The sequence below is a fragment of the Roseovarius tibetensis genome, assembly GCF_050896375.1.
Classification (GTDB): domain Bacteria; phylum Pseudomonadota; class Alphaproteobacteria; order Rhodobacterales; family Rhodobacteraceae; genus Roseovarius; species Roseovarius tibetensis.
This window is the reverse complement of the sequence record NZ_JBPBBB010000008.1, coordinates 74,513-98,720: the sequence shown is the minus strand read 5'-3', so window position 1 is coordinate 98,720 and position 24,208 is coordinate 74,513. Positions and strand designations below refer to the sequence as shown.

28 protein-coding genes and 1 tRNA gene are annotated in these 24,208 nt (G+C 65.9%); 19 read left to right on the top strand and 10 right to left on the bottom strand.

All coding sequences use genetic code 11. From position 1 onward, the window contains the following. Window positions 1-80: 80 nt before the first annotated feature. The 3 genes from rnpA (at window position 81) to ACROSR_RS07805 (ending at window position 2,402) form a co-directional block, all read left to right on the top strand. A complete protein-coding gene (gene rnpA / locus ACROSR_RS07815) occupies window positions 81-407 on the top strand; it encodes a ribonuclease P protein component (protein ID WP_432683822.1) in 327 nt (108 codons plus the stop codon). Beyond that, on the top strand, window positions 404-640 hold the full coding sequence (gene yidD, locus ACROSR_RS07810; protein ID WP_432683747.1) for a membrane protein insertion efficiency factor YidD: 237 nt from the start codon (window positions 404-406) through the stop codon (window positions 638-640). Before rnpA ends, yidD begins: the two co-directional genes overlap by 4 nt. Window positions 641-854: 214 nt before the next feature. Beyond that, the gene (locus tag ACROSR_RS07805; RefSeq protein ID WP_432683745.1) at window positions 855-2,402 is read left to right on the top strand and encodes a trimethylamine methyltransferase family protein; all 1,548 of its coding nucleotides are present in this window, start codon (window positions 855-857) and stop codon (window positions 2,400-2,402) included. A gap of 16 nt (window positions 2,403-2,418) precedes the next feature. Here the strand turns inward: ACROSR_RS07805 and ACROSR_RS07800 are convergent, their stop codons facing one another. Beyond that, the gene (locus ACROSR_RS07800) at window positions 2,419-2,715 is read right to left on the bottom strand and encodes a DUF6477 family protein (protein ID WP_432683743.1); all 297 of its coding nucleotides are present in this window, start codon (window positions 2,713-2,715) and stop codon (window positions 2,419-2,421) included. Window positions 2,716-2,984: 269 nt separating this feature from the next. Between ACROSR_RS07800 and ACROSR_RS07795 the strand changes: the two genes are divergently transcribed. Then, window positions 2,985-4,079: a DUF6456 domain-containing protein gene (locus ACROSR_RS07795; protein WP_432683741.1), complete on the top strand. Its 1,095-nt coding sequence runs from the start codon at window positions 2,985-2,987 to the stop codon at window positions 4,077-4,079. 52 nt (window positions 4,080-4,131) lie between these two features. Here the strand turns inward: ACROSR_RS07795 and ACROSR_RS07790 are convergent, their stop codons facing one another. Then, the gene (locus ACROSR_RS07790) at window positions 4,132-4,590 is read right to left on the bottom strand and encodes an Lrp/AsnC family transcriptional regulator (RefSeq protein ID WP_432683821.1); all 459 of its coding nucleotides are present in this window, start codon (window positions 4,588-4,590) and stop codon (window positions 4,132-4,134) included. A 136-nt stretch (window positions 4,591-4,726) separates the two neighbouring features. On the opposite strand from ACROSR_RS07790, the gene ald reads away from it, so the two are divergent. Continuing rightward, window positions 4,727-5,839: an alanine dehydrogenase gene (ald, locus tag ACROSR_RS07785; RefSeq protein ID WP_432683739.1), complete on the top strand. Its 1,113-nt coding sequence runs from the start codon at window positions 4,727-4,729 to the stop codon at window positions 5,837-5,839. A 48-nt stretch (window positions 5,840-5,887) separates the two neighbouring features. On the opposite strand, the gene ACROSR_RS07780 is transcribed toward ald, so the two are convergent. Then, window positions 5,888-6,847, bottom strand: a complete 960-nt coding sequence (locus tag ACROSR_RS07780; RefSeq protein ID WP_432683737.1) for an L-malyl-CoA/beta-methylmalyl-CoA lyase — start codon at window positions 6,845-6,847, stop codon at window positions 5,888-5,890. A 254-nt stretch (window positions 6,848-7,101) separates the two neighbouring features. Here ACROSR_RS07780 and dgcN point away from each other — a divergent pair, with 254 nt between their 5' ends. From dgcN to ACROSR_RS07750, 6 genes are all read left to right on the top strand, one after another. Next, window positions 7,102-8,103: an N-acetyltransferase DgcN gene (gene dgcN, locus ACROSR_RS07775; protein ID WP_432683735.1), complete on the top strand. Its 1,002-nt coding sequence runs from the start codon at window positions 7,102-7,104 to the stop codon at window positions 8,101-8,103. A gap of 75 nt (window positions 8,104-8,178) precedes the next feature. Then, window positions 8,179-9,144: an N-acetyl-D-Glu racemase DgcA gene (gene dgcA / locus ACROSR_RS07770; protein WP_432683733.1), complete on the top strand. Its 966-nt coding sequence runs from the start codon at window positions 8,179-8,181 to the stop codon at window positions 9,142-9,144. Between the two features lie 4 nt (window positions 9,145-9,148). Next, window positions 9,149-10,009 (top strand): D-amino-acid transaminase, encoded by an 861-nt coding sequence (locus tag ACROSR_RS07765; protein ID WP_432683731.1) that lies wholly within the window; start codon window positions 9,149-9,151, stop codon window positions 10,007-10,009. Window positions 10,010-10,153: 144 nt separating this feature from the next. Continuing rightward, complete coding sequence (locus ACROSR_RS07760; protein ID WP_432683729.1) at window positions 10,154-10,648, top strand: VOC family protein; 495 nt, start codon at window positions 10,154-10,156, stop codon at window positions 10,646-10,648. A 61-nt stretch (window positions 10,649-10,709) separates the two neighbouring features. Next, window positions 10,710-11,588: a branched-chain amino acid aminotransferase gene (locus ACROSR_RS07755; RefSeq protein WP_432683727.1), complete on the top strand. Its 879-nt coding sequence runs from the start codon at window positions 10,710-10,712 to the stop codon at window positions 11,586-11,588. A 100-nt stretch (window positions 11,589-11,688) separates the two neighbouring features. Further along, on the top strand, window positions 11,689-12,078 hold the full coding sequence (locus tag ACROSR_RS07750) for a DUF6746 family protein (protein ID WP_432683819.1): 390 nt from the start codon (window positions 11,689-11,691) through the stop codon (window positions 12,076-12,078). 104 nt (window positions 12,079-12,182) lie between these two features. Here the strand turns inward: ACROSR_RS07750 and ACROSR_RS07745 are convergent. Continuing rightward, window positions 12,183-12,257: transfer RNA gene (locus tag ACROSR_RS07745), tRNA-Gly, on the bottom strand. A gap of 334 nt (window positions 12,258-12,591) precedes the next feature. Here ACROSR_RS07745 and ACROSR_RS07740 point away from each other — a divergent pair. Genes ACROSR_RS07740 through ACROSR_RS07725 form a run of 4 tightly spaced genes read left to right on the top strand, consistent with a single transcriptional unit; the run spans window position 12,592 to window position 15,809 of the window. Continuing rightward, on the top strand, window positions 12,592-13,299 hold the full coding sequence (locus ACROSR_RS07740; RefSeq protein ID WP_432683725.1) for an ABC transporter permease: 708 nt from the start codon (window positions 12,592-12,594) through the stop codon (window positions 13,297-13,299). Between the two features lie 10 nt (window positions 13,300-13,309). After that, entirely contained in the window at window positions 13,310-14,020 is a 711-nt protein-coding gene (locus ACROSR_RS07735; RefSeq protein ID WP_432683723.1) for an ATP-binding cassette domain-containing protein, read from the top strand. Between the two features lie 26 nt (window positions 14,021-14,046). Continuing rightward, on the top strand, window positions 14,047-14,865 hold the full coding sequence (locus tag ACROSR_RS07730; RefSeq protein WP_432683721.1) for an ABC transporter substrate-binding protein: 819 nt from the start codon (window positions 14,047-14,049) through the stop codon (window positions 14,863-14,865). A gap of 53 nt (window positions 14,866-14,918) precedes the next feature. After that, window positions 14,919-15,809, top strand: a complete 891-nt coding sequence (locus ACROSR_RS07725; protein WP_432683719.1) for a substrate-binding domain-containing protein — start codon at window positions 14,919-14,921, stop codon at window positions 15,807-15,809. Between the two features lie 98 nt (window positions 15,810-15,907). Here the strand turns inward: ACROSR_RS07725 and ACROSR_RS07720 are convergent, their stop codons facing one another. Both ACROSR_RS07720 and ACROSR_RS07715 read right to left on the bottom strand, forming a co-directional pair. Next, window positions 15,908-16,378, bottom strand: coding sequence for a hypothetical protein (locus ACROSR_RS07720; RefSeq protein ID WP_432683717.1), 471 nt, complete (start codon window positions 16,376-16,378; stop codon window positions 15,908-15,910). Beyond that, window positions 16,375-16,539, bottom strand: a complete 165-nt coding sequence (locus ACROSR_RS07715) for a hemin uptake protein HemP (protein WP_432683715.1) — start codon at window positions 16,537-16,539, stop codon at window positions 16,375-16,377. The genes ACROSR_RS07720 and ACROSR_RS07715 overlap by 4 nt, the downstream gene beginning before the upstream one ends. A gap of 275 nt (window positions 16,540-16,814) precedes the next feature. Between ACROSR_RS07715 and ACROSR_RS07710 the strand changes: the two genes are divergently transcribed. The 3 genes from ACROSR_RS07710 to ACROSR_RS07700 all read left to right on the top strand — a co-directional run bounded on the left by ACROSR_RS07710 (window position 16,815) and on the right by ACROSR_RS07700 (window position 19,482). Next, window positions 16,815-17,468 carry a protein-L-isoaspartate O-methyltransferase family protein gene (locus tag ACROSR_RS07710; protein WP_432683713.1) on the top strand — a complete coding sequence of 218 codons (654 nt, stop codon included), beginning with the start codon at window positions 16,815-16,817 and terminating at the stop codon, window positions 17,466-17,468. A gap of 29 nt (window positions 17,469-17,497) precedes the next feature. Then, window positions 17,498-18,928 carry a TolC family outer membrane protein gene (locus tag ACROSR_RS07705; protein ID WP_432683711.1) on the top strand — a complete coding sequence of 477 codons (1,431 nt, stop codon included), beginning with the start codon at window positions 17,498-17,500 and terminating at the stop codon, window positions 18,926-18,928. Between the two features lie 74 nt (window positions 18,929-19,002). Continuing rightward, a complete protein-coding gene (locus ACROSR_RS07700) occupies window positions 19,003-19,482 on the top strand; it encodes a hypothetical protein (RefSeq protein WP_432683709.1) in 480 nt (159 codons plus the stop codon). A 24-nt stretch (window positions 19,483-19,506) separates the two neighbouring features. On the opposite strand, the gene ACROSR_RS07695 is transcribed toward ACROSR_RS07700, so the two are convergent. After that, window positions 19,507-20,964, bottom strand: coding sequence for a cobyric acid synthase (locus ACROSR_RS07695; protein WP_432683707.1), 1,458 nt, complete (start codon window positions 20,962-20,964; stop codon window positions 19,507-19,509). 108 nt (window positions 20,965-21,072) lie between these two features. Then, window positions 21,073-21,393 (bottom strand): DUF6280 family protein, encoded by a 321-nt coding sequence (locus ACROSR_RS07690; protein WP_336420653.1) that lies wholly within the window; start codon window positions 21,391-21,393, stop codon window positions 21,073-21,075. A gap of 209 nt (window positions 21,394-21,602) precedes the next feature. On the opposite strand from ACROSR_RS07690, the gene efp reads away from it, so the two are divergent. Beyond that, window positions 21,603-22,166, top strand: a complete 564-nt coding sequence (gene efp, locus ACROSR_RS07685; RefSeq protein WP_432683705.1) for an elongation factor P — start codon at window positions 21,603-21,605, stop codon at window positions 22,164-22,166. Window positions 22,167-22,177: 11 nt separating this feature from the next. Here the strand turns inward: efp and ACROSR_RS07680 are convergent, their stop codons facing one another. Both ACROSR_RS07680 and ygfZ read right to left on the bottom strand, forming a co-directional pair. Further along, window positions 22,178-23,314 (bottom strand): Hint domain-containing protein, encoded by a 1,137-nt coding sequence (locus ACROSR_RS07680; RefSeq protein WP_432683703.1) that lies wholly within the window; start codon window positions 23,312-23,314, stop codon window positions 22,178-22,180. Between the two features lie 136 nt (window positions 23,315-23,450). Next, window positions 23,451-24,188 (bottom strand): CAF17-like 4Fe-4S cluster assembly/insertion protein YgfZ, encoded by a 738-nt coding sequence (gene ygfZ / locus ACROSR_RS07675; protein WP_432683701.1) that lies wholly within the window; start codon window positions 24,186-24,188, stop codon window positions 23,451-23,453. Window positions 24,189-24,208: the final 20 nt, after the last annotated feature.

The window sequence follows — 24,208 nt, the reverse complement described above, 5'->3', positions numbered from 1 at the left end:
CACGGTCGACGCGCCCTGACGGGCAGACAGGAACAGCGCCCTCGGGCGCCTCTTGTCGTTTCAGGGGGCGACTATGCGTCCTGCGCAAGCGCGTGGATTTTCTCGCGGCCGCGCGGGCACGGCGGCAGGGCATGCCGGGCATCATGCTGCAAGGGCGCGACCGGCGTGACGACGATCCGACCGTGCGCGTCGGTTTTACCTGTTCCAAGAAGGTCGGCAACGCCGTGGCGCGCAACCGCGCCAAGCGTCGCCTGCGCGCGGTCGCGCGCGAGGTGCTGCCGGAGTGTGGCCGACCAGGCTGGGACTATGTTCTGATCGGGCGCGCGGGCCAGACCGGGACACGGCCCTACGAGGCGTTGCGCGACGATCTCGTCGAGGCGCTGCGCCGGGTGTCGGGGCCCCGATGACCCCGCTTGCCCGTATCCTCGCCCTTCCGGTCAAGGCGTACCGCGTGATCCTGTCGCCTTGGGTCGGGTGGCATTGCCGTTACCAGCCGACCTGCAGTCAATACGCGCTCGACGCGCTCGAGGCGCATGGGGCCCTGCGCGGCGGGTGGATGGCCTTGGCACGAATCGCGCGGTGCAACCCTTGGGGGCGCTGCGGCTATGATCCGGTCCCGGACCGCACGCAGACGGACTGACGCGCTCCGCCAACGCAGATCCATCCAGGACAGGCCGATCCGGGCGCCGACTTGGTCGCCGATACGGCTGCAGCCGTTCCGTACATGTCGTTTTTCCCCTCAACGCGCCGGAATTCGGGCCTGCGCGCGGCCGTCGTGCCGTTAAAACGGGTCAGAACCCGGCCGGAATGCGGGTTTCGGCGATCGACGAGTCACGCAAGCAAAAGGTGCACCCATGGCAGAAGCAGCAGCGCGCAGCAGACGGACGCGAGGGGGCGGCGGGGCCGCACGCCGCGCGGAACGCACCGCCGTCAGCGTCGAGACCGCGCGATACATCGAGCGCAATATCCCCAATTTCGACGTCCTGACAGAAGAGGCCCTCGACATCATCGAGGCGAATGCCGAGACCATCCTTGCCGAGGTCGGCGTCAATTTCGTCGAGAACCCCGCAGCCCTCGACCGCTGGCGCGAGGCGGGCGCCGACGTCACCGGCGAGCGGGTGCGCATTCCGCGCGGATTGGCCCGGCAGCTTATTTCGACCGCGCCGTCGCGGATCACCCAGCATGCCCGCAACCCCGAACGCACGGTCGAAATCGGCGGGCGCTCGCTGGTCTTCGCGCCGATCTACGGCCCGCCGTTCGTGCATGACATGGAAAAGGGCCGCCGCTACGCGACGATCGAGGATTTCCGGAACTTCGTGCGCCTTGGGTACATGTCCAAATGGCTGCACCATTCGGGCGGCACCGTCTGCGAGCCGACGGACATCCCCGTCAACAAGCGCCATCTCGACATGCTGCTTGCGCACATGACCCTGTCGGACAAGCCGTTCATGGGGTCGGTGACGGAACCCTCGCGCGCCCAGGACAGCGTCGACATGGCGGGCATCCTGTTCGGGCAGGACTTCGTGCAAGACAACACCGTTATGACCTCGTTGATCAACGTCAACTCGCCCATGACGTTCGACGACGTGATGATGGGGTCGCTGGAGGTCTACGCTCAGAACAACCAGGCCTGCATCCTGTCGCCGTTCATCGTCGGCGGGGCGATGGCGCCCACCACCGTGGCCGGCACGCTGACCCAGGTTCTGGCCGAGGTGCTGGCCGGCATCGCCTACAGCCAACTGGTGCGCCCCGGCGCGCCGATGATCATGGGCGCGTTCGTCACGTCGATCGACATGAATTCCGGTGCGCCCACCTTCGGGACGCCCGAGGCGGCGCATATCACCTACGGCGCGGGACAACTGGCCCGTCGGCTTGGGCTGCCGTATCGGTCGGCGGGGTCGTTCAACGGCTCCAAGCTGCCGGATGCGCAGGCCGCCTATGAAAGTGCCAACAGCCTCAACATGGGGCTTTTGTCGGGCGTGAATTTCATGCTGCATGCCTGCGGCTGGCTGGAAGGGGGCCTTGTCGCCAGTTTCGAGAAATTCGTGATGGACGCAGACCAGCTTGGCGCGCTGCATCATCTGGCGCAGGGCGTGCACATGGACGAGAACGGGCAGGCGATGGATGCCATCCGCGAGGTCGGGCCGGGCGGGCACTATCTTGGCTGCGCGCACACTCAGGCCAATTACAAGTCCGCCTTCTGGCGGTCGGACCTGCTGGATTACAAACCGTTCGAGACCTGGTCCGAAGAGGGCGCGCGCGACACAACGTCGCTGGCCAACGCGCGCCTGCACAAGCTGCTGAACGATTATCAGCAGCCGCCGCTAGATCCCGGCATTCACGAGGCGTTGAACGCCTATGTCGCCACCCGCAAGGCCGAGATGAAAGACGCCTTCGGCTGATATCGACCGCGCCCGGTCAGGCGGGCGCGCCGTGTGTCTCGCGCAGATGCCGCGCCTCGCCCATCATCGCGATCAGCAAATCGACATGCCGCGCCGCCCGATAAAAGGTGGCGCGGTCTTTTCTGTCGCACTCCAGTCCCGCCTCGATCTCCATGAGCCGCATCAGCGCGTCGCCGGCGCGCGGCAGCGGTCCATCCCCGAGATGTCGCGCGAGGTGCACGGACCGGTTGTAATGCGCCATGCCGATCCGGGCCGCACGGATCAGTAGCGGTGGACGGCGCAAGCCACCAAGGGCGGTCAGAACATCCTGCATCACTGATACTCCTTATGGTTGTTTCAGCCTTCCTTGCACGGTTTTCGGACCTGTTGCGCGACGCCCGGTGCGGCGTACGTAGGGGGCTGAAATTGTTTACCATTTATCAACGAAGGTTGATTTTCTGGAAACACTTAACGAACCGGTAATCATTGCACGTATTAGTTGTGGATAAATCCGGGGATCGGGTGGCCGGCACGCATCGGTCCCCGGTCACGGACGAAGGTTGGGGATGGGTCATGTGCGAACAGATGAGGAGCGATGCTGCGATGCCGCGGGTTCCGTCATGGGTGCCCGAGGCCGCGTTGCACTATCTTGCCCACATCAAAAGCGGCACACCGATCCGCGCGCTTGCGCGGGTTTCGGGGCGGCATGCCTCGACCGTCCTGCGCCAGATCCGCACCTTCGAGACACGCCGCGACGATATTCTCGTGGACGAGGCGCTGCGCCGTCTGGGCCAGAACGTCTCACGTGCAAGACGACCCGGTTCTCCTGTCAAGGAGACCAAGATGACAGTTCAGACCGATCCGCGCCCCATCGACACCGAAACCACGCTCAGCAATGCGCGATTGCAGGCCGAGGCGCACCGCGTGCTGCGGCGGCTTTGTGAAACCGGCGCGTTGCTGGCCGTCTCGGCGGACATGGACAAGGCCGTGGTGGTCCGCGACGGGGGCGCGGGGGCGCCGGCGCGAACCGCCGTCGTGGACCGCGACGTGGCCGAGGCGCTGGCGCTGAAGGGCTGGATCGCCTGTGACAATCCGGGCCGCATCTCGCGCTACCACGTGACGGGAAAGGGCCGCGCCGCCCTTGGGCAGATGATGGCCGACGCGGAAAACGTCGCAAGCGGGCTGCGCGAGGCACCTTTCGTTCTGGCTGGCCTTGCTGACGACACAGAGGCGACCGATGCCACGGCCCCGCGCCGGATCCGGTACGGCCTGGCCGAGTCGCCGTTGATCGCGCTGGCCCGGCGACGCGACAAGGATGGCAGCCGGTTTTTGTCGCATGACCTCGTGCGGGCCGGCGAACGGCTGCGCGAGGATTTCGAACTGGCGCAAATGTCACCGCGTGTCACGCAGAACTGGGATCGGTTTCTCAGCCATGTGGACGATACCGGCGCGTCCCCCGATCCAGTCGGATACGGGGCAGAGGCTGCGCGCGCGCGGGTCATCGGGGCGCTGCGCGATCTCGGGCCGGGACTGGGCGATGTGGCGCTGCGCTGCTGTTGCTACCTCGAGGGGCTGGAACGCGCCGAACAGAAGATGGGGTGGTCCGCCCGGTCGGCAAAGATCGTGCTGCGAATCGCGCTGCAACGGCTCGAACGGCATTACCAGGGGCTTGGCGAGGCGCGCGACATGATCGGGTAGCTGGCGCGGCGGCGCGCGGCACGGCCTGCCCAAGCCCGCGCGCCCACGCGGCTCAGACCGGCAGCGCCGTGGTCGAGACCACGGTGCGCAACGCGAAGCTTGACTGCATCTTGGCCACGCCGGGCAGGCGCGTCAGGTATTGCCGGTGAATGCGGGCGAAATCCTCGGTATCCTCGGCGAGGATCTTGAGAATGTAGTCGGCGGTCCCCGCGGTCAGGTGGCATTCGAGCACATCCGGGACGCGGGCTACGGCCGTTTCGAACGCTTCGAGCACCTCGTCGGCCTGCGTGCTCAGCGTGATCTCGACGAACACGGTCGCGGGCACCCCCATCTTGCGGCTGTCCAGCAGCGCGACATAGCCCTTGATGATGCCTTCGGCCTCCAGCCGGTGCACCCGGCGATGACAGGCCGAGGCCGACAGGTTCACCGCCTCGGCAAGGTCCGCGTTCGAGATCCGCCCGCGCCCCTGCAGCACGCGCAGCAGTCGTCGATCCATCTCGTCCAGGATCATTCGCGCAAGGCCCTCCTGCCAAAATTGCATTCTTGCGAACATTATTCGCATTTCATCCCAGAAGACGAAGAAGATTTCAATCGCTTTGCTTGTGATTCGGCGGATACTTCGCGCAGGACATTCAGGAGGAGTCACAATGAAAATCGGTTGCCCGACAGAGATCAAGCCGCAGGAATTTCGCGTGGGTCTCACGCCCAATGCCGCGCAGGAGGCCGCCAACCATGGGCACGACGTGATCGTGCAGGCCGGGGCCGGTCTGGGTGCGGGCTTTGACGATGCCGCCTACGAGGCGGCCGGCGCACGGATCATCGACACCGCCGAAGAGATCTTCGCGCAGGCGGACATGATCGTGAAGGTCAAGGAGCCGCAGGCTGTCGAGCGCCGTATGCTGCGCGAGGGGCAGATCCTGTTCACCTATCTGCACCTTGCCCCCGACGAGGCGCAGACACGCGATCTCATGCAGTCCGGCTGCACCGCGATCGCTTACGAGACGGTGACGGACAACAATGGCGGGCTGCCCCTGCTGGCGCCGATGTCCGAGGTGGCCGGCCGTCTGGCCCCCCAGGTCGGCGCATGGACATTGCAAAAGTCCAATGGCGGGCGCGGCATGTTGATGGGCGGCGTACCCGGTGTCGGCCCGGCGCGGGCGATCGTGATCGGCGGCGGCGTGGTGGGTACCCACGCGGCGCGGATCGCCGCGGGCATGGGCGCGGATGTCACAGTGCTCGACCGGTCGCTGCCGCGGCTGCGCTATCTCGACGACGTGTTCGGGGGCACCTTCAAGACGGGGTATTCCTCGGCCGGGCTGCTGGACGAGCTGCTGCCCCAGGCCGACATGGTGATCGGGGCGGTCCTCATTCCGGGGGCGGCCGCGCCCAAGCTGGTGCGCCGCGACCAGTTCGCCATGATGAAGCCCGGCGCGGTGCTGGTGGACGTGGCGATCGACCAGGGCGGGTGTTTCGAGACCTCGAAAGCCACCACGCATCAGGACCCGATCTACGAGGTGGACGGGATCATGCATTACTGCGTGGCCAACATGCCGGGGGCGGTCGCGCGGACCTCGACGCTGGCGCTTGGCAATGCGACCATGCCGTTCATGCTGGCCCTCGCCGACAAGGGGTGGAAACGCGCCTGCGCCGAGGACCGCAACCTGCTGAACGGCTTGAACGTGCATGCCGGGCAGCTGACCTATGCTGCGGTGGGCGCGGCCCTCGGGATCGAGACGACACACCCCGAGGCGTTTCTCTGACAGACGGTCCGCCCCGGCGCGACATGCCGGGGCGGACCCGTGACGGGCTTATACCTCGGCGATCATCTCAGACTGCTTGACGATGCCTTCGGCCTGCTTGATCGAGGCGATATCGACAAGGCGACCCTTGTACGTGGTCGCACCCTCGCCGCGGGCCTTGGCCTCGTCCATCGCCTTCAGGATCTCGCGCGCTTCCTGCACCGCCTCGTCGGACGGGGTGAAGATCTCGTTGGCCAGCGCGACCTGCTTGGGATGGATCGCCCATTTGCCCACGATGCCAAGCGTGGCCGAGCGCCGCGCCTGCGCGCGAAAGCCGTCATCGTCGCTGAAATCGCCGAACGGGCCGTCGACCGGCAACAGGCCATGCGTGCGGCAGGCCGCGACAATCGCGCTCTGGACCCAGTGCCAAGGATCGGCCCAGTATTTCGCGCCCTCGTGCAGCATGTAATAGTTTTCCTGCGTGCCGCCGATGCCGGTCGTGGACATGCCCATCGAGGCCGCGTAGTCAGCCGCACCGAGGCTCATGGCCTGCATGCGCGGCGAGGATGCCGCGATCTCTTCGACATGGCACAGGCCGGCCGCGGATTCGATGATGACCTCGAACCCGATGCGCTTCTTGCGGCCCTTGGCGGCCTCGATGGCCGTCACCAGCGCGTCCACGGCGTAGATGTCGCTGGCGCAGCCCGCCTTCGGGATCATGATCTGGTCGAGCCGGTCCCCGCCCTGTTCCAGAAGATCGATGACGTCACGATACCAGAACGGCGAGTCGAGGCCGTTGATCCGCACGCTCAGCGTCTTTTTTCCCCAGTCGATGTCGTTGATCGCCTGGATGGTGTTGGCGCGGGCCTTGTCCTTGTCGCCGGGCGAGACAGAATCCTCGAGGTCGATATTGATCACGTCCGCCGCGCTGGACGCCATCTTTTCGAAAAGCGCTGCGTTCGACCCCGGGCCGAAAAGCTGGCAGCGGTTGGGGCGGGCAGGCGGGGCAGGTTGCAGTCGAAAGCTCATAGTCGGGATCTCCGTTGCACAAGGGATTGCGTCGATGTCGCATCAGTGGGTATGAAATCAAGGGTCCATCCGCAAGATCGTTCTGTGCACGGCCGCATGCACATCATGCGTCCCGCCAGACGCCCATGTGCCGCAAGTGCGCGCAAACGGGCGCAGGAGAGTGCGATGACCGTGCGAAACACCTTGAACCGGGCAGGAAATCACGTTTGTCTCATGCGACACCGTCAAGACTGCCGAACCCCTGGAGCCGAACCATGATCGAGACCCCCTACCTGCTGTTTCTTGGCGATGCGCCCGACATGCTGGCCGCGAAGGTGGCCATCGGCATCCGCGACTGGCGCCCCGACAACGCCGTGGGCCAATTTCGCCTGGAGGGCTGTGGTGCAGATCTGGGCCTGACGGACATGACACTGGCCGAGGCCCGCGCCGCCGGGGCGAAGACGCTTGTCATCGGCGTGGCCAATCGCGGCGGCGTGATTTCCGCCGCGTGGAAGAAGGTGCTGGTCACGGCGATGGAGGAGGGCTTTGATCTGGCCGCCGGGCTGCACAACCTGCTGCGCGACGAACCCGATCTCAGGGCCGTGGCCGAGGCGACCGGCCGCACGCTGCACGACGTGCGGGTGCCCGAGGTCAGCTACCCCATCGCTGACGGCAAGCCCCGCAGCGGCAAGCGCTGCCTGCCGGTGGGCACCGATTGTTCGGTCGGCAAGATGTACACGGCCATGGCGATGGAACGCGAGATGCATGCGCGCGGCATGAAGGCCACGTTCCGACCAACCGGGCAGACCGGTATCCTGATCACCGGTGACGGTGTGCCGCTTGATGCCGTGGTGGCGGATTTCATGGCCGGTGCGGTCGAGTGGCTGACGCCCGACAACGACCCCGACCACTGGGATCTGATCGAGGGGCAAGGCAGCCTGTTCCACGTCTCGTATTCGGGTGTGACGATGGCTCTTGTGCATGGCGGCCAGCCCGACGCTCTGATCCTGTGCCACGAACCGACGCGCACACATATGCGAGGATTGCCGGATTACAGCCTGCCGTCCTTGCAGCAATTGCGGGACACCGCCCTGCCGCTGGCGCGGATCTCGAACCCGGCCTGCGAGGTCGTCGGCATCGCGGTGAACACGCAGCACATGCCCGAGACCGAGGCGCGCGCCTATCTCGAGCGCGTTGCCCACGAGATGGGCCTGCCCGCGACGGATCCTTACCGTTTCGGGTCGGGGCCGCTTGTGGACGCGCTTGCGGCGATCTGATCCGGTGTGGCGCCCGTGGCTGCGACGGGACGCCTCCGGCGGGAGTATTTCTGGAAAGATGAAGTTGGGGGCGGCATGGAAATTTCGGTAACGCGCGACGTATTCCGTCTGGCGCAGGTCTTTACCATCAGCCGCGGCTCGCGTAGCGAGGCGCAGGTTCTGACCGTGCGGATCGCGGATGGTGGCGCGACTGGTTGGGGCGAGTGTGTGCCCTATGCGCGCTACGGCGAGACGCTGGACAGCGTGACCGCGCAGATCGAAGGGTTGCCGGAGCAGGTCACCCGCGACGGGCTTTACGATCTTCTGCCCGCGGGGGCTGCGCGCAACGCGGTCGACTGCGCGCTGTGGGATCTGGCCGCCAAGCAGGCCGGGCGGCGTGTCTGGGATCTGGCCGGGCTGGCCGCACCGCGCCCCGAGATCACGGCCTATACGCTGTCACTGGACACGGCCGAGGCGATGGAACGGCAGGCTGCGCAGAATGCGCATCGGCCCTTGCTGAAGATCAAGCTGGGCACGCCCGATGACATGCCGCGGCTGGAGGCGGTACGCCGCGGCGCCCCCGGCGCGCGTATCATCGTGGATGCCAACGAGGGCTGGAGCGCCGAGGTCTATGCCGACCTTGCCCCGCACCTGGTGCGTCTGGGGGTCGCGCTGGTCGAGCAGCCGCTGCCCGCCGGCGAGGATGAGGCGCTGATCGGCATGGATCGCCCGGTGCCGGTCTGCGCAGACGAATCCTGTCATGACCGCGCGAGCCTGCCGGGCCTTCGGGGCAAGTATGACGTGGTCAACATCAAGCTGGACAAGACCGGCGGGCTGACCGAGGCGCTGGCGTTGCGCGACAGGGCGCGGGCCGAGCATTACGAGATCATGGTGGGTTGCATGGTCGGGTCGAGCCTTGCGATGGCGCCTGCGACACTGGTGGCCCAGGGTGCAATGGTCACGGATCTTGACGGGCCGTTGCTTCTGGCCGAAGACCGGGAGCATGTTCTGACGTTTGATGCGGCGGGGGTTCATCCGCCCGAGGCTGCTTTGTGGGGGTAAGATCATGCGGACTGTTTATGTGAACGGCGCGTACATGCCGGAGACCGAGGCGCAGGTCTCGATCTTCGATCGGGGATTCCTGATGGCCGACGGGGTGTACGAGGTGACCAGCGTGCTGGGGGGCAAGCTGATTGACTTTGACGGGCACCTCGCGCGGCTGGAACGGTCGTTGAACGAGCTCGACATGCGCAAGCCCGCGGGCTTCGATGACCTGCTGGACATCCATCGCGAGTTGGTGGCACGCAACGAGATCGAGGATGGGCTGGTTTATCTTCAGGTCACGCGTGGCAGTGACGGCGACCGCGATTTCGTCTTTCCAGACCCTGACACGACACCGCCGACGCTGGTGCTGTTCACCCAGTCCAAGCCCGGCCTCGCCGACACGCCGGCGGCGAAAAAGGGGATCAGGGTCATCGGCATAGACGATCTTCGCTGGGGGCGCCGCGATATCAAGACCGTGCAGCTTCTTTACCCGTCGATGGGCAAGATGATGGCGAAGGCGGCGGGTTGCGACGATGCGTGGATGGTCGAGGACGGGCATGTGACCGAAGGCACCAGCAACAATGCCTACATCGTCAAGGGCAACGCGATCGTCACGCGGCATCTGAGCCACGACATCCTGCACGGGATTACCCGTGCCGCCGTACTGCGGTTCGCCCGTGAGGCGCAGATGCAGGTCGAGGAACGCCCCTTTACACTGGAAGAGGCGCAGACTGCGGACGAAGCGTTCGTCACCTCGGCCAGTGCGTTTGTCATGCCGGTGGTGGAGATCGACGGGGCGGCGCTGGGCGATGGCACGCCCGGCCCTGTCGCCACGCGCTTGCGCGAGATCTACCTTGATGAGAGCCGCAAGGCGGCGATCTGAGCGCGTTCGATAGTTCGCGTGTGCATGCGGAGTCCATTCTTACAGCCTCGATGTGCAGAAACGCGCGAAGGCCATTCATGAATGCCGAGTTGTGCGGTTTTGCGGCATCTAGCATAGATTGGTCATGCAGCGCAGGAGGCCCCGATGACATCCGTTCATCCCGCCACCCGTATCGGTCACGTGCATCTGAAGGTCGCGGACCTAGAGCGCGCCATCGCGTTCTACTCCGGTGTGCTCGGCTTCGAGCTTCAGCAATATTTCTCGGGCGGCCGGGCGGCGTTCCTCTCGGCCGGGGGGTATCACCACCATATCGGTCTGAACACGTGGGAGAGCTTGGGGGGCACGCCACCGCCCAAGGGGCATACCGGGCTGTTTCATACGGCGTTTCTCTACTCCGACCGGGCGGCGCTGGCGGATGCGCTGCGCCGGGTGATCGAGGCAGGGATTGCCGTCGAGAGCGCGGCCGATCACGGGGTCAGCGAGGCAGTGTATCTGTCCGATCCCGACGGCAACGGGGTGGAACTTTACCGTGACAAGCCCGAGGCGGACTGGCCGTGTGATGCCAATGGCTGCCTTGCCATGGTGAACGACCCGCTCGACCTGGAAAGGTTGCTGGCCGACGCCCCGCCGCGGGCCTGATCGCTCTGGACCCCACCGCATGACGGGCCTAGTCTGCGCCCGACAGCAGGAAAGGGACGCCATGCCGACCGGGACGAATATCCGCACCTATTTCAAAGGCCAGTGGCATGACGGCGACCTCGCCGTAATGAACGCCGCCGACCACGGCATGTGGCTGGGCAGCAACGTCTTCGACGGGGCGCGCTATGCGCACGGGATGACGCCGGATCTCGACAAGCATTGCGCGCGGGTCAATGCCTCGGCCGAGGCGCTGATGGTGACGCCCACCGTCGGGGTCGACGAGATGGTGGCGATCATCCACGAAGGCCTGCGCGCCTATCCCGTGGACGCGGCGGTTTATATCCGCCCGATGTACTGGGCGATCGATGGCGGCATGTCGGCGATAGTCCCCAAGGATGGCGGCGATACCGGGTTTGCCGTCTGCCTTGAAGAGATCCCGATGGCCGCCGCGGGCACCACGACGACGCTGTGCCGCACCCGGTTTCGGCGCCCGGTGCTGGAGGATGCCGTGGTCAATGCCAAGGCGGCGTGCCTGTATCCCAACAATGCGCGCATGCTGGCCGAGGCACGGTCACGCGGGTTCGGCAATGCGCTGGTCGCGGATGCGTTGGGCAACGTGGCCGAGACGGCGACGGCCAATGTCTTTGCCGTGCGGGACGGCGAGGTGTTCACGCCGGTGCCCAACGGCACGTTCCTTGCCGGAATTACCCGCGCGCGGCACATCGCCAACATGCGCGCCGAGGGCATGGCGGTGCATGAGACCGTGATGAGCTTTGCCGATTTCGAGGCCGCCGACGAGGTGTTCCTGTCGGGCAACATGATGAAGGTCACACCCGTCGCTGCCTTCGAGGACCGGCAGTACCAGCCGGGGCCTGTGACCGAAGCGGTGCGCGAAATGTACTGGGACTGGGCGCGGGCCAGCGCAAGCCGCGCGATCTGACATGATGTCATGCGCGTGTCGGGGCAGAGCCAACGGTCCTGCCCCCCAAATCTGCGCTTGTGTGGAGGTCTTTTTATCTTAGCGATTCGGTCAGGATAAAATCCGACAGAAGGGCCCAATCGCGCGTCTCAATCTTTTTGCGATACCGGTCGCCCTTGCGCTTCTTGTCTTGCCTGCTGCGGCGCAGGAGGTCGAGCATTACACCCCTATCCCGTCCGAGACGTTGTCCGAGGCCCTGGAAAGCCTTGCCAGTCACAATGCCAAGGTTGCGGATGTTTTGGCGCGTGAGGACATGGGCGTCGCCGACATGGGGGAGATTCACCAATATTCCTGCACGATGGAACAGGCGGTCGCCCGAATCGCCGCGTCCAAGGACGAGATCGCGGTTATTCTCGAAGAGGTGCACCTCGCCTCGGAGGGGGGCGATGTCGAGGCCCTGCGCGAAAAGGCCGGTGCCTATCTGGCGCGGACCGCGCCGCTGCCCGAATGAGGCGTCGGTTGCACGCGTCATCCACGTATCACGTGCAATTCAGCTGCAGGTATGCAACAAGGATGCCGCCTGCGTTGCCCAGTCAATTCGACAGAAAAATGTAATGGAGCGGGCGAAGAGATTCGAACTCTCGACCCTTACCTTGGCAAGGTAATGCTCTACCCCTGAGCTACGCCCGCGTCCTTACATGAGTGCGTCTATAAATTCTGGCCTGCGGCTGCAAGCCGAAAAATGCGCGCGCCGGGTTTTAATGCATGATTGCTTGGTCGGGACCTGTTCAGGGTGCCGGCGTGTCACCCCGGCGAGGGCGGCCGTTGCAGTGGCAGCTTTGAGTATTTGCAGAAAGATGAAGTCAGTGCGGCTTGGGATCAGGGCGACGGCCCCGTTCGTGGAATGCCTGACGGATCTGGTGTCGCGCTGGTGCTGGGATTCGGCTTGAAAGCTGCCTTGACCTTGTCTGCCCGCGCTGCAAAATTACGAAGGGTGCAGAAATTTTGCGAATAGGTGAAAAATTTGCAAGATATGGGAGAGGCCTTGGGTCTGGCCGTTGCGCTGGTGCTGTCAGGGGATGCGGATCTTTTGGAGATTGTTCTGCTGTCGCTGCGCGTAAGCCTGACGGCAACGGCGATTGCCTGCATGATCGGTATGACGGCCGGGGCGCTTGTCGCGATCGGGCGGTTTCGCGGGCGTGGCGCGGTGCTGATCGTGATGAATGCGCTGATGGGCCTGCCGCCGGTGGTGGTGGGCCTTGTGGTTTATCTGCACCTGTCGCGCGCCGGGCCGCTGGGGTTTCTGGGACTGCTCTATACGCCGACCGCGATGATCGTCGCGCAGACGATCCTGATTACCCCGATCGTCGCGGCGCTGTCGCGGCAGGTGCTGGAGGATCTGCATGCGGAATATGCCGATGCGTTCCGTTCGCTTTGTCTGACGCGATGGCAGACGATGCAGGCGCTTTTGTGGGATGCGCGCTATTCCCTGCTGACCGTCGGGCTGGCCGGGTTCGGGCGTGCCGTGGCGGAGGTCGGGGCGGTGATCATCGTCGGGGGCAATATCGACCATCTGACCCGCGTCATGACGACCGCGATCGCGCTGGAGACGTCAAAGGGTGATCTGGCGCTGGCGCTGGCGCTGGGGATCATCCTTCTGGTGCTGGCCCTTGGTGTGAACGCCGCAGTGCAGTCGGTGCGGATGAGCGCCGCGCGGCAGGCCCATGTTTGACACGTCCGCCATGCCGGCCGATGCGATCCTGCCGCTGGCCGTGCGCGATGTGGTGTTGTGCCTCGGCGGTGTGACGGTGCTCGATCGCGTGACGCTCGATCTCGGGCCGACCGGGTGCACGATGATCATGGGGCCAAACGGATCGGGCAAGAGCCTTCTGCTCAAGCTGCTGCACGGGCTGGAGCGCCCAAGCGCGGGGCGTATCGACTGGAGGGGTCGGACCCCGTCGGAGGTGACCGCGCGACAGGCATTGGTGTTCCAGAAACCGGTCCTGCTGCGCCGGTCGGTGGCGGCCAATATAGATTTCGTGCTGAAGGCGCGCGGCAAGGACCGGGCGCGTTGCCGCGCCCTGCTGGATCATGTCGGGCTGGGCCACAAGGCCGACCAGCCCGCGCGCCGGCTGTCGGGTGGCGAGGCGCAGCGGCTGGCGCTGGCCCGGGGGCTGGCGACCGATCCCGAAGTTCTTTTTCTCGACGAGCCCACGGCGAGTCTCGATCCGGCCTCGGTTCTCGCGATCGAGGGGATCGTGGCGGGCGCCCGCGACCGCGGCGTGCGGATTGTCTTTGTCACGCATGACGCGGGGCAGGCGCGGCGCATGGCCGATGATGTGGTGTTCCTGCATCGCGGTCGGGTGGCCGAGCACAGCAGCGCCGCCGATTTTTTCCCCACGCCGCGATCCGCCGCGGCGCGGGATTACCTGGACGGCAGGATTGTCGTTTGACCGCAGCGGAAAGAGAAGGAACCGATATGCTTTGTAGGAAACTGGTCGGCACGGCTTTCACGGTCATGCTGGCGGGGGGGGCATGGGCCCAAGAGACCTCGATCATCGTGCAATCCACCACCTCGACGGCCAATTCCGGCCTTTACGATCACCTTTTGCCGATCTTCGAGGAGAGAACCGGAATCAACGTGAATGTCGTGGCCGTGGGTACCGGGCAGGCGATCCGCAATGCCCGCAACTGCGATGGCGATGTGTTGCTGGTGCATGCGAAACCGGCCGAGGAGGCGTTCGTCGCGGATGGGTTCGGGACACAACGCACGGACCTCATGTACAACGATTTCGTCATCGTCGGCCCCGAGGGTGATCCCGCGGGTGTCGCCGGCATGGAGGATGCCGAGGCCGCGCTGACGCGGATCGCCGAGGCGGGCGCGCTGTTCGCGTCGCGCGGCGACGACAGCGGTACCCACAAGAAGGAGATTGCGCTGTGGTCGAGCACCGGCGTCGATCCGACCGAGGCCAGCGGCGACTGGTACCGCGAGACCGGGTCGGGCATGGGTGCCACCCTGAACGCGGGCATCGGTATGGGCGCCTACGTGATGGCCGACCGCGCCACCTGGATCAGCTTTGGCAACAAGCAGGATTTTGAGATCCATGTCGAGGGCGACGCGGATCTCTACAACCAGTATGGCGTGATCCCGGTGAACCCCGAGAAATGCCCCAGCGTGAACGCCGAGGCGGCACAGAGCTTTGCCGACTGGCTGCTGTCGGATGCGGGGCAGGCGGCAATCGCCGATCATGTGGTTGCCGGCCAGCAGCTGTTCTTTCCGAACGCGCCCGAAAGCTGATATGATCGGTTGGCTAGGGATGTGTCCCCGGTCCGCCATATCACAGGATGCTGATGACCGAGCTTGCCTTTCCCGATCACGAATATCTCACCGTCAGGGAACTGGCAGATCTGCTGCGCCTGAAAGAGCGCAAGATCTATGATCTCGCGGCCTCGGGGGCGGTGCCCTGTTCGCGGGCGACCGGCAAGCTGCTGTTTCCCGCTGGCGAGATCCGCGCCTGGATCGAGCAGGCCAAGTCCGGTGGCGGGGCCACGCCCGACGCCGCGCGCCCCCCGATCCTGCTGGGCAGCCACGACCCGTTGCTTGACTGGGCGGTGCGGCAATCGCGCTGCGGGCTGGCGACATTCTATGACGGCTCGCTTGACGGGCTTGACCGGTTCGTGCGCGGTGAGGGGATGATCGCGGGGCTGCACATCCACGACGCCGCGACGGACCGCTGGAACGTCCCGGCGGTGGCCGAGGCCGCCGGGACGCTGAACGCGGTTCTGGTCACCTTCGCGGACAGGGCGCGCGGCCTCGTCTTCCGGGCCGGGGGGCGCGCGCCGGCGGACCTGTCCGATCTGGCGGGGCGGCGCGTCGTGCCGAGACAGGCGGAATCGGGGACCGACCGGCTGTTTCGGGAGCTGGCCGCGAAAGAGGGCCTCGATCTGGCGCGGATCGAGTTCGCAGATGTGGCCCGCACCGAGGATGACGCCGTCGAGACCGTGCGCCGGGGCGAGGCCGATATCGCCTTCGGGCTGGAATCGGTCGCGCGCAGCTACGGGCTGGAATTCCGGCCCATCATCGAGGAACGCTTCGCGTTGCTGGTCGATCGCAAGGCATGGTTCGACCCGCAGATCGCGAAACTGGTCCAGTTCTGCCTTTCACACCAGTTTGCCGCGCGGGCGGCCAGCTGTGGCGGTTATGCCGCCGCGGAGTTCGGGACGGTCCTCTGGAACGCGTGATCTGGTGCGTGCCGCAGGTGCCCATGGTCCATCGCCCGGCGGGGCCATGTCCCCGCCGCGCCGTGACACATGATCGCAGGGCCCTTGGGCCGCCCGCGTCAGTGCCGCGTTTGGCTTGTCGGCTCCGGCATGGTCCGGACGGCGGCGCACAGCGCGGCGCGGTGCACACACAGGCCAAAGCGCGCGGCCGCATCGGTCAGCGGCAGGATGCCGCGACAGTCGACCAGCAGGCTGGCGAGCATCAGCGCGTCGTCGCGTGCTCCGAACGCGGCCTCTTCGACAAAACGTGCGATGGCGGCCTCGTCGGTACCGACACACGAACAGTGCGGCGCGTGACAGCGCAGCGGGCGGCGCATGTGTGCCTCCAGGATGTCGGCCAGATCCTGCAGGGCCCGGACGCTCGCGCCGGCCTGCGCCGCACCCATCCGGTCGCGCAGCAGGGCAAAGGCCGCTGCCGCACCGTTGCGGTTCCACTGGCGCAGGCAGGTGATGACCATGTCCGCGACGTGCATCACCCCGGTCGTGTCGCCGACGGTGGTGGACCCCGTGATATCGCGTGCGTGTTTCATTTGGTCAGGATCAGCTTTCCGGCGCGGGTAATCCGGAGGGTGTAGGTCTGCCCGTCCAGAACGATCAGGGCTGTCGTGGACCCTGCCGTCAGGACCCGGGCGTCATGGCAGACGGTGTCGGCCACCAGTTCGGGTTCGGTTTTTGTCTGTGCGCGGATCATGCCCTTGCCTCCGCCGGTGCGGTCATCGAATATGCCATGCCGTTCATTCCCCTGGTTGACATTCAGGCCGGGCTTGTCGCGGGACGGACTGGCTTGGCTCCATCTTTCTGGCGGCAAATATGCGCCCTGTCAATCCCGATAAAATCAGTCGTCTATCCGGGGCGGACCCCGGACACAGGCCGGGGCGGGCTGTGGGCCGCCCTCCATAACCGTTGCCGCCGGTCGCCTTCTGTGTCAGAACCACCCCATGATGTTCGAAGCCGAAAGTGACGCACATGACTGACTACGCCGCGCGGCGCACCGTGATGGTGGATACCCAGGTCCGACCGTCGGATGTGACCAAGTTCCCGATCATCGACGCCATGCTGTCCGTGCCGCGAGAGGCCTTCGTGCCCCGCCGCCTGCGCGAGGCGGCGTATCTGGGAGAAAGCCTCGATCTGGGGGGCGGGCGGGTCGTGTTGGACCCGCGCATCCTGGCCAAGATGCTCGATGCGCTGGATATCCAGGCGGATGACCTCGTGCTCGATATCGGACCGGCCTACGGGTATTCCTCGGCGGTGATCGCGCGCATGGCCGAAGCCGTCGTCGGGGTCGAGTCGGATGCCGAGATTGCCGAAGAGGCGCAGCGCCTTCTGTCGGAACATGACGCCGACAATGTCATCGTGCAGCAGGCCGACCTGACCGCAGGGGCGCCCGATCACGGACCTTACGACGTCGTCGTTCTGCAGGGCGGGGTCGAGCATCTGCCCGAGGCCATCACGGCCCAGGTCAAGGAGGGCGGGCGCATCGCATGCCTGTTCATGGAGGGTGAACTGGGCGTGGTCCGGATCGGCTACAAACATGACGGCTGGATCAACTGGCGCGATTCGTTCAATGCGGGCGCGCCGGTCATGCCCGGATTCGAACGGCAGTCAGAGTTCGCGCTGTGAAGGGCGCCCGTTCCCGCAAAGGAGTTTGCATGATGAACCTCAGGCGCCGCATCGCACGTCCCGCTGCCCTTCTGGGCCTTGTCGTCACGCTTGTCGCGCCGGGGGGCGCACGGGCGGAAACCCTCGGCGAGGCGTTGGAAAGCGCGTATGTGAACAGCGGCCTGTTGCAGCAGAACCGGGCCTTGCTGCGGGCCGCCGACGAGGACGTGGCGCAGGCGGTCTCGCAGCTGCGCCCGATCATCGACTGGTCGGCCGGGATCGCCCGCGATTTCAGCCGCACCTCCAGCGGGACGGGCCTTGCGTCCTTTTCCGGCACGCGCAGCACCGGCACGACCAGCGCCAATCTCGGGATCACGGGGCGGCTTCTGCTGTATGATTTCGGGCAGTCGGACCTGCTGATCGAATCCGCGAAGGAAACCGTGCTTGCCACGCGCCAGACCCTGATCAGCGTCGAACAGGCGGTGCTGCTGACCGCCGTTCAGGCCTATATGAACGTCATCCGCAACCGAGAATCCGTCGAGCTGCGCCAGAACAACCTGCGTCTTCTGCGCGAGGAATTGCGTGCGGCACGGGACCGGTTCGAGGTGGGCGAGGTGACGCGCACCGATGTGGCGCAGGCCGAATCCTCGGTGGCGCTCGCGCAAAGCGGACTGGCCGCCGCGCAGGGCGACCTGACCCGCGCGGTCGAGGAATTCCGCGAGGCCGTGGGCCGCGATCCCGGCAACCTGAGCGCGCCCGGCGATCTTCCGCAACTGGCCGACGACGTGGAAGGGGCGAAAGCGGTCGCCGTGCGCCGTCATCCGGACATCCTGGAGGCGCAGCGCAACGTGGCGGCGGCCGAGCTGAACATGCGCGCCGCGCAGGCCGCGATGCGTCCGAACCTCAACCTGACCGCACGTCTCGGCGCGTCCGAGAACCTTGACGATTCGGATTACTCGCGCAGCGGTAGCGTCGGGGTCGAATTGAACGGCCCGATCTATCAGGGTGGCCGGCTGTCATCGTCGGTACGTCAGGCCATGGCGCAGCGCGACGCGCAGCGCGCGGGCCTGAGCCTTGCGGTGCTGCAGATCCGGCAGGACGTGGGCAACGCCTTTGCCAACCTGCGCGCCGCCCGTGCCAGCCGTGTCGCCAGCCGCGAAGCCGTCGGCGCCGCCGAGATCGCCTTCGAGGGGACCCGCGAAGAGGCGCGTTTGGGCGCGCGGACCACGCTTGACGTGCTCGATGCCGAGCAGGATCTGCTGGATGCGCGGGCAAACCTGATTTCGGCCAATGCCGACGTGGTGATCGCCGCTTATTCGGTGCTTGCGGCGCTTGGCGAATTGACGGCCCGCGATCTCAACCTCGGGGTGCAGACCTACGATCCGTCCGCCTATTACAACCTCGTCGAAAGCGCGCCTGTCCCGGTCAGCCCGCAGGGACAAAAACTGGACAAGGTGTTGCGGGCCCTCGGCAAGGATTGAAAACGCTGCCGAAACGGTTGTGTGGACCGGGTGCGACAGGTACGTTCGTCGCGTAACATGATGGTGGCAGAGCTATGTCTGATCCCGTATCCCAATCGGACAGCGACGCGGTTCTCGCGTCGATCCGGCGTCTCGTGCTCGACCGGCAGGAGGAACGTGCGGGGACCCTGACAGAACCCTTGATCCTGACCGCCGCGTTGCGCGTGGACGAGGGCGCGGATGACGCAGCCGGGGCTGCGGGTGACCGCGCGTCCCGCCCGCGCAGCGACGACAGCGGGTCTGCTATGGACTGGCAGGATGCGGATGAGGCGACCCCAGCCGAAGAAGAGCAACCCGCCGCGACCGCAAACGACAGGCAAGGGGATCTGCCCGACACCCCCGCCGCCGCCAGCCTTGAAGAGACGGTCATCGATGAGGATTTCCTACGGGACATCGTCTCGGAAATCGTTCGCGAAGAGTTGCAGGGCGCCCTTGGCGAGCGGATCACCCGGAACGTGCGCAAGCTGGTCCGCCGCGAGATCCATCGCGCGCTGGCAAGCCGGGATTTCGACTGACATCCAACTGTCTGCCGCGCCGGATCACGCGCGGTTGACCGGGCGGGCGAGCGCCAGCACGCGGTCGAGATCCATGTGCGTCTCTAGATGCGCGGCGAGCGCATCCAGCGTATCCTCGACCGTGGCGGCATAGGACAGGTCCGACACCGCGCCCTGCTCTGCCAGAAACGCGGCGCGAAAGGGGTCGGGCGCGAACAGCCCGTGCAGGTAGGTGCCCTTGATCCGACCGCAGGCGGACGCCGCCCCCTCGGGCCGGTCGCCGATCCGAAGCCACGCCCGATCGCGATCCGGGCCGTGCGTCTGCCCGAGATGGATCTCGTAGCCCGAGACCGGCGTCCCAGAGGCGATGTGCCATGCCTCGGTCCGCGCGAGCCGCTTTTGCGGGCGCATGACCGTCTCGACATCCAGCGCCCCCAGCCCGTCGACGGCATCGGGGGGGCCTTCAATCCCGTCCGGATCGGAGATCCGCCGCCCAAGCATCTGATACCCCGCGCAGATCCCCAGAACGCGCCCGGCGCGGCGGATATGCGCGGCAAGGTCGATATCCCAGCCATTTGCGCGGAACGCGGCGAGGTCGGCGATGGTCGATTTGCTGCCCGACAGCAGGACGAGGTCCGCGTCACCTGGCAGGGGGCGGCCGGGCGGCACGATGTCGACCGACACGCCCGGCTCGTTCGCAAGCGGCCCGAGATCGTCGAAATTCGCGATCCGGCCCAGCTGCGGCACCGCGATCCGGCATGGCCCGCCGGTGGTCGAGGCAAGGTCGAGCACATCTTCGGGCGGCAGCCGCCAGGCATCTGTGAACCATGGCACCACCCCCAGAGAGGGCCAGCCGGTGCGCGTGATGATTTCGCGCAGCCCGCCATCGAACAGGCGGACATCGCCGCGAAACTTATTGATGGCGAATCCCGCGATGCAGGCGACATCGCCCGCATCCAGCACCGCCTGTGTGCCCACGATCTGCGCAATCACGCCGCCACGGTCGATATCGCCGACAAGGATGACGGCGACGCCCGCGGCACGCGCAAAGCCCATATTGGCGATATCGCCGTCGCGCAGGTTGATCTCGGCGGGGCTGCCGGCCCCTTCGACCAGCACCAGGTCGGCGCCGCGGCACAGACGGTGAAAGCTGTCCAGCACGCGCGGCATCAGCCGCGGCTTGTCGCGTATGTAGTCATGCGCGCCAAGCGGCCCCATACGCTGCCCCTGAACGATCAGTTGCGCGCCCGTCTCGCTTTCGGGCTTGAGAAGGACCGGGTTCATGTCGGTGTGCGGCGCGCGCCCGGCCGCCATCGCCTGAAGCGCCTGCGCGCGTCCGATCTCTCCCCCGTCTTCGGTGACGGCGGCGTTGTTGGACATGTTCTGCGGCTTGAAGGGCGCGACGTCGAGGCCGCGACGACAAAAGGCACGGGCCAGCCCTGCGACCAGCATGGACTTGCCCACGTTGGAGCCCGCGCCCTGTATCATGATCGCCCGCGTCATGTCCTGCCCCTGCCGGCCCGTCCGTCTTTTCCGTGGCGGGCCCTTCAATGCAAAAAGTCCCTGCCGGTGCCGGGCAGGGACTTCATGCCTGTGGTCGTTGAGCTGCGGTCAGGCCGCTTCGGCCTGGGCCGCCGCATTGCGCCGCTCGCTTTCCTCGCGCGACAGCGCGACGGATGTGCGCACGCCCTTCGAGACGAAATCCATAAGCCCGGCCACCACACGTTCGTTGGGGTCGATACCGGCGCAGCTCAGCACCTCGCGTCCATCGCGAGAGCGTGCCCAACGGGCGATCTGCTCGGGGCCGTTGCCATACTTCTTGTCGTCGGATATGGCGTCATCCAGAGCGGCCAGTACGACGGCCGCGAATAGTTTACGCGCACGGTTGCCCTGTTCTGCGTTCAGGGCCGTGCCATCGACGAAATCCTTCATGAGTCGTCCTTGTTCTTATTGCTCTTGCGTTTCGGGCGTCAGACGCTTGTGACTGTTTTTAGGTGATTCGGATAGAGCGAAAACACATAGCAGGCATGCGTCAGGTGCATATCTTGTGAGGCAAGTTCGTGGGAGTGCCCCGGCTTGTCATGCGCCCGGACAGGCGGTATGCACCACCACCGAAACGCAGAAACGGATGTAAGCCCGAAATGCCCAAGATCAATGGTAACGAGATTCGTCCCGGGAACGTGCTGGAACACAATGGCGGTCTGTGGTCCGCGGTCAAGGTCGATCACGTCAAGCCCGGCAAGGGCGGGGCGTTCGCGCAGGTCGAATTGCGCAACCTGCGCAATGGATCGAAGCTCAATGAACGGTTTCGCAGCGCCGACAAGGTGGAGCGCGTCCGGCTGGAGCAGAAGGACCAGCAGTTTCTTTATCAGGATGGCGAGGCCCTCGTCTTCATGGATACCGAAACCTACGAGCAGATCGAGCTGCCCGCCGAGATCCTCGGTGAACGCCGTCCGTTCGTGCAGGACGGCATGACCATCACGGTGGAATTCCACGAGAACGAGGCATTGAACGTCACCCTGCCGCAAAAGGTCGTGTGCAAGGTGGTCGAGACAGAGCCGGTCGTGAAGGGGCAGACCGCCGCCAACAGCTTCAAGCCGGCCGTCCTCGACAACGGAGTGAAGGTCATGGTGCCGCCTTTCGTGGGGCAGGACGAGGATATCGTCGTCAATACCGATACCATGGATTACGCCGAACGCGCCTGATACCGGCCGGATCAGCCGGCGGGGCGGGGGCCTTGCCGGTGATCCGCCGACAGGATCATCCGCGCTTCCCACGCGCGCAACAAGGGCCGTGCGGGATCGAAGGCCGGTTGATCGAAGTCTCGCAGGCGCGGGAACAAGGCCAGTAATTCGTCGAGCGTCGCCTGCGGCACAGAACCGAGTGTCTGCGGACCGGGCCGGAACGTCTCGGTTTCCAGCCTGTCGGCCCAGATGATATGGTGCGCCTCGCACATGATGTGCAGGTACCGTACGCCATTTTCCTGCGGCGCACGAAAGATCGTGTCGCCGTTGACCAGATGCTGCGCCGCGATCAGACCCTCGGTGATGCCGAAATGCAGTTCCGCCATCCAGTGCCGCACGAGGATGCGGTGCTGCGGCGAGACCAGCATGTCGCGCGCGGGCCGACCCGTGCCAAGCGCATCGGCGCAAAGGCGCACGGGCTGAAACTGGGGCCGGGCGCGCAGATCGGCGGCAGACAGCGCCACCTCGCCCACCCAGCACAGCCGCTGCAGCCCTGCATCGCGGGTGCGCACGGCGTCGCCGGGCGTCAGATCCTCGACCGGAACATAGCCCCGATCCGTCAGGATCCGCGTGCCGGGCGTGAAACAGGGCGGCGAGATCGGCCCGCCGATGATGGGCGATGCCAGCGCGCCGGCCTCGATCGGTGACTGGCCATAGTCGCCGGGACCCTCGAACGCCGCGACCACCTCAAGATCGACCCCGACTGGCGGAAACCCGCCCGGAGGGCCGACAAAGGCCAGCCCCTCGACCGTGCCGTAGGCGGGGGACTGCCCCGGTTCGTTGACATTGTACCCCAGCACGTCCCAGGTGTCGCCCGAGGACGGGTCACGGACCGTCAGCCGGTACTCGGCCTCGACCCGGGCACCGTCGGTGTAGCCCGCACCGTCGATGGTCTGGTTGCCATCAAGCCGCTGGTTGCCGTCATTATCGTCAAAGCGCGTGTCTGATCCGCCATCTCGAATGAATGTTTCATGCCAAGCGGCGGTGTCGAGGCGCAGCGTCTCCCCGACAAGATGCGTGCCGTCGCCTTGCGTGACCCCGTCCAGCGACTGCCCGCCGCTTATGGTGATATTGCCCGCCTCGAGCATCCAGACGCTGTAATTTGCCATGGGTCCGCGATCCTGCCGAAATGTAACCTCGGGTCAGGCATAGCGGACGGGGCTGACCAGACGGTAAACACCCGCTGAAAAGGCATGTCGTGGTTAACGGCGGCGGCGCCCGGCCCATGGCGGGCAGGCAGGCATGTCAGGCGGGGTCGATGCGGGCGGTATCGGCGGTCATGCCGGGCACAGCCCGATCAAATCGCAGATAGGCGATGCCGCGCCCGCCGGACTGGGTGTAAAGCCGGCCGGCCGGCTTGCCCTCGGGGGTCGTGATCTCGGTGCCCGCGGGGGCCGCGCCCTCGACAGCGACGACCGTCAGGCCCTTGCGCAGTTCGGTCTTGTGCTTCATCCGCGCGGTCACTTCCTGCCCGACATAGCAGCCCTTGCGGAAATCGACGCCGTTCAGCTTTTCCAGCCCGGCCTCGAGGATCAGGGTGTCGGGCGTCAGCTCCACGCCGGTCTCGGGGATGCAATGCGCCACGCGGATCGCGTCGAAATCGGTGCCGTCATCGGTGCCGTCACCGCCGTAAAGCCGCCAGCCCAGATCGGGGTGACGTGGATCGGGCAGGGCGCCGTCGGGGGCCGGGCCGGTGCCGCGGCCGACCTTCATGTCGGTTTCGCTGATCGTCACGTCCGCGCGCAGCTTGTACATGTTCAGCCGCTGCTGCAGCGGGCCTGCAAGGCTGTCATCCACATCCAGCAGCAGGGCACCATCCCCGCGCCGCAGCAGAAAGAAATCGGCCAGGTATTTGCCCTGCGGCGTCAGCATCGCCGTGTAGACAAGGCCATGATCCAGCCGCCCCAGATCGTTTGTCACGAGGCCTTGCAAAAAGCTTTCGGCATCGCTGCCGGTGATCTCGAATACCTTGCGTGTCATCATCGTTCCCTTTGCCAGTCCTG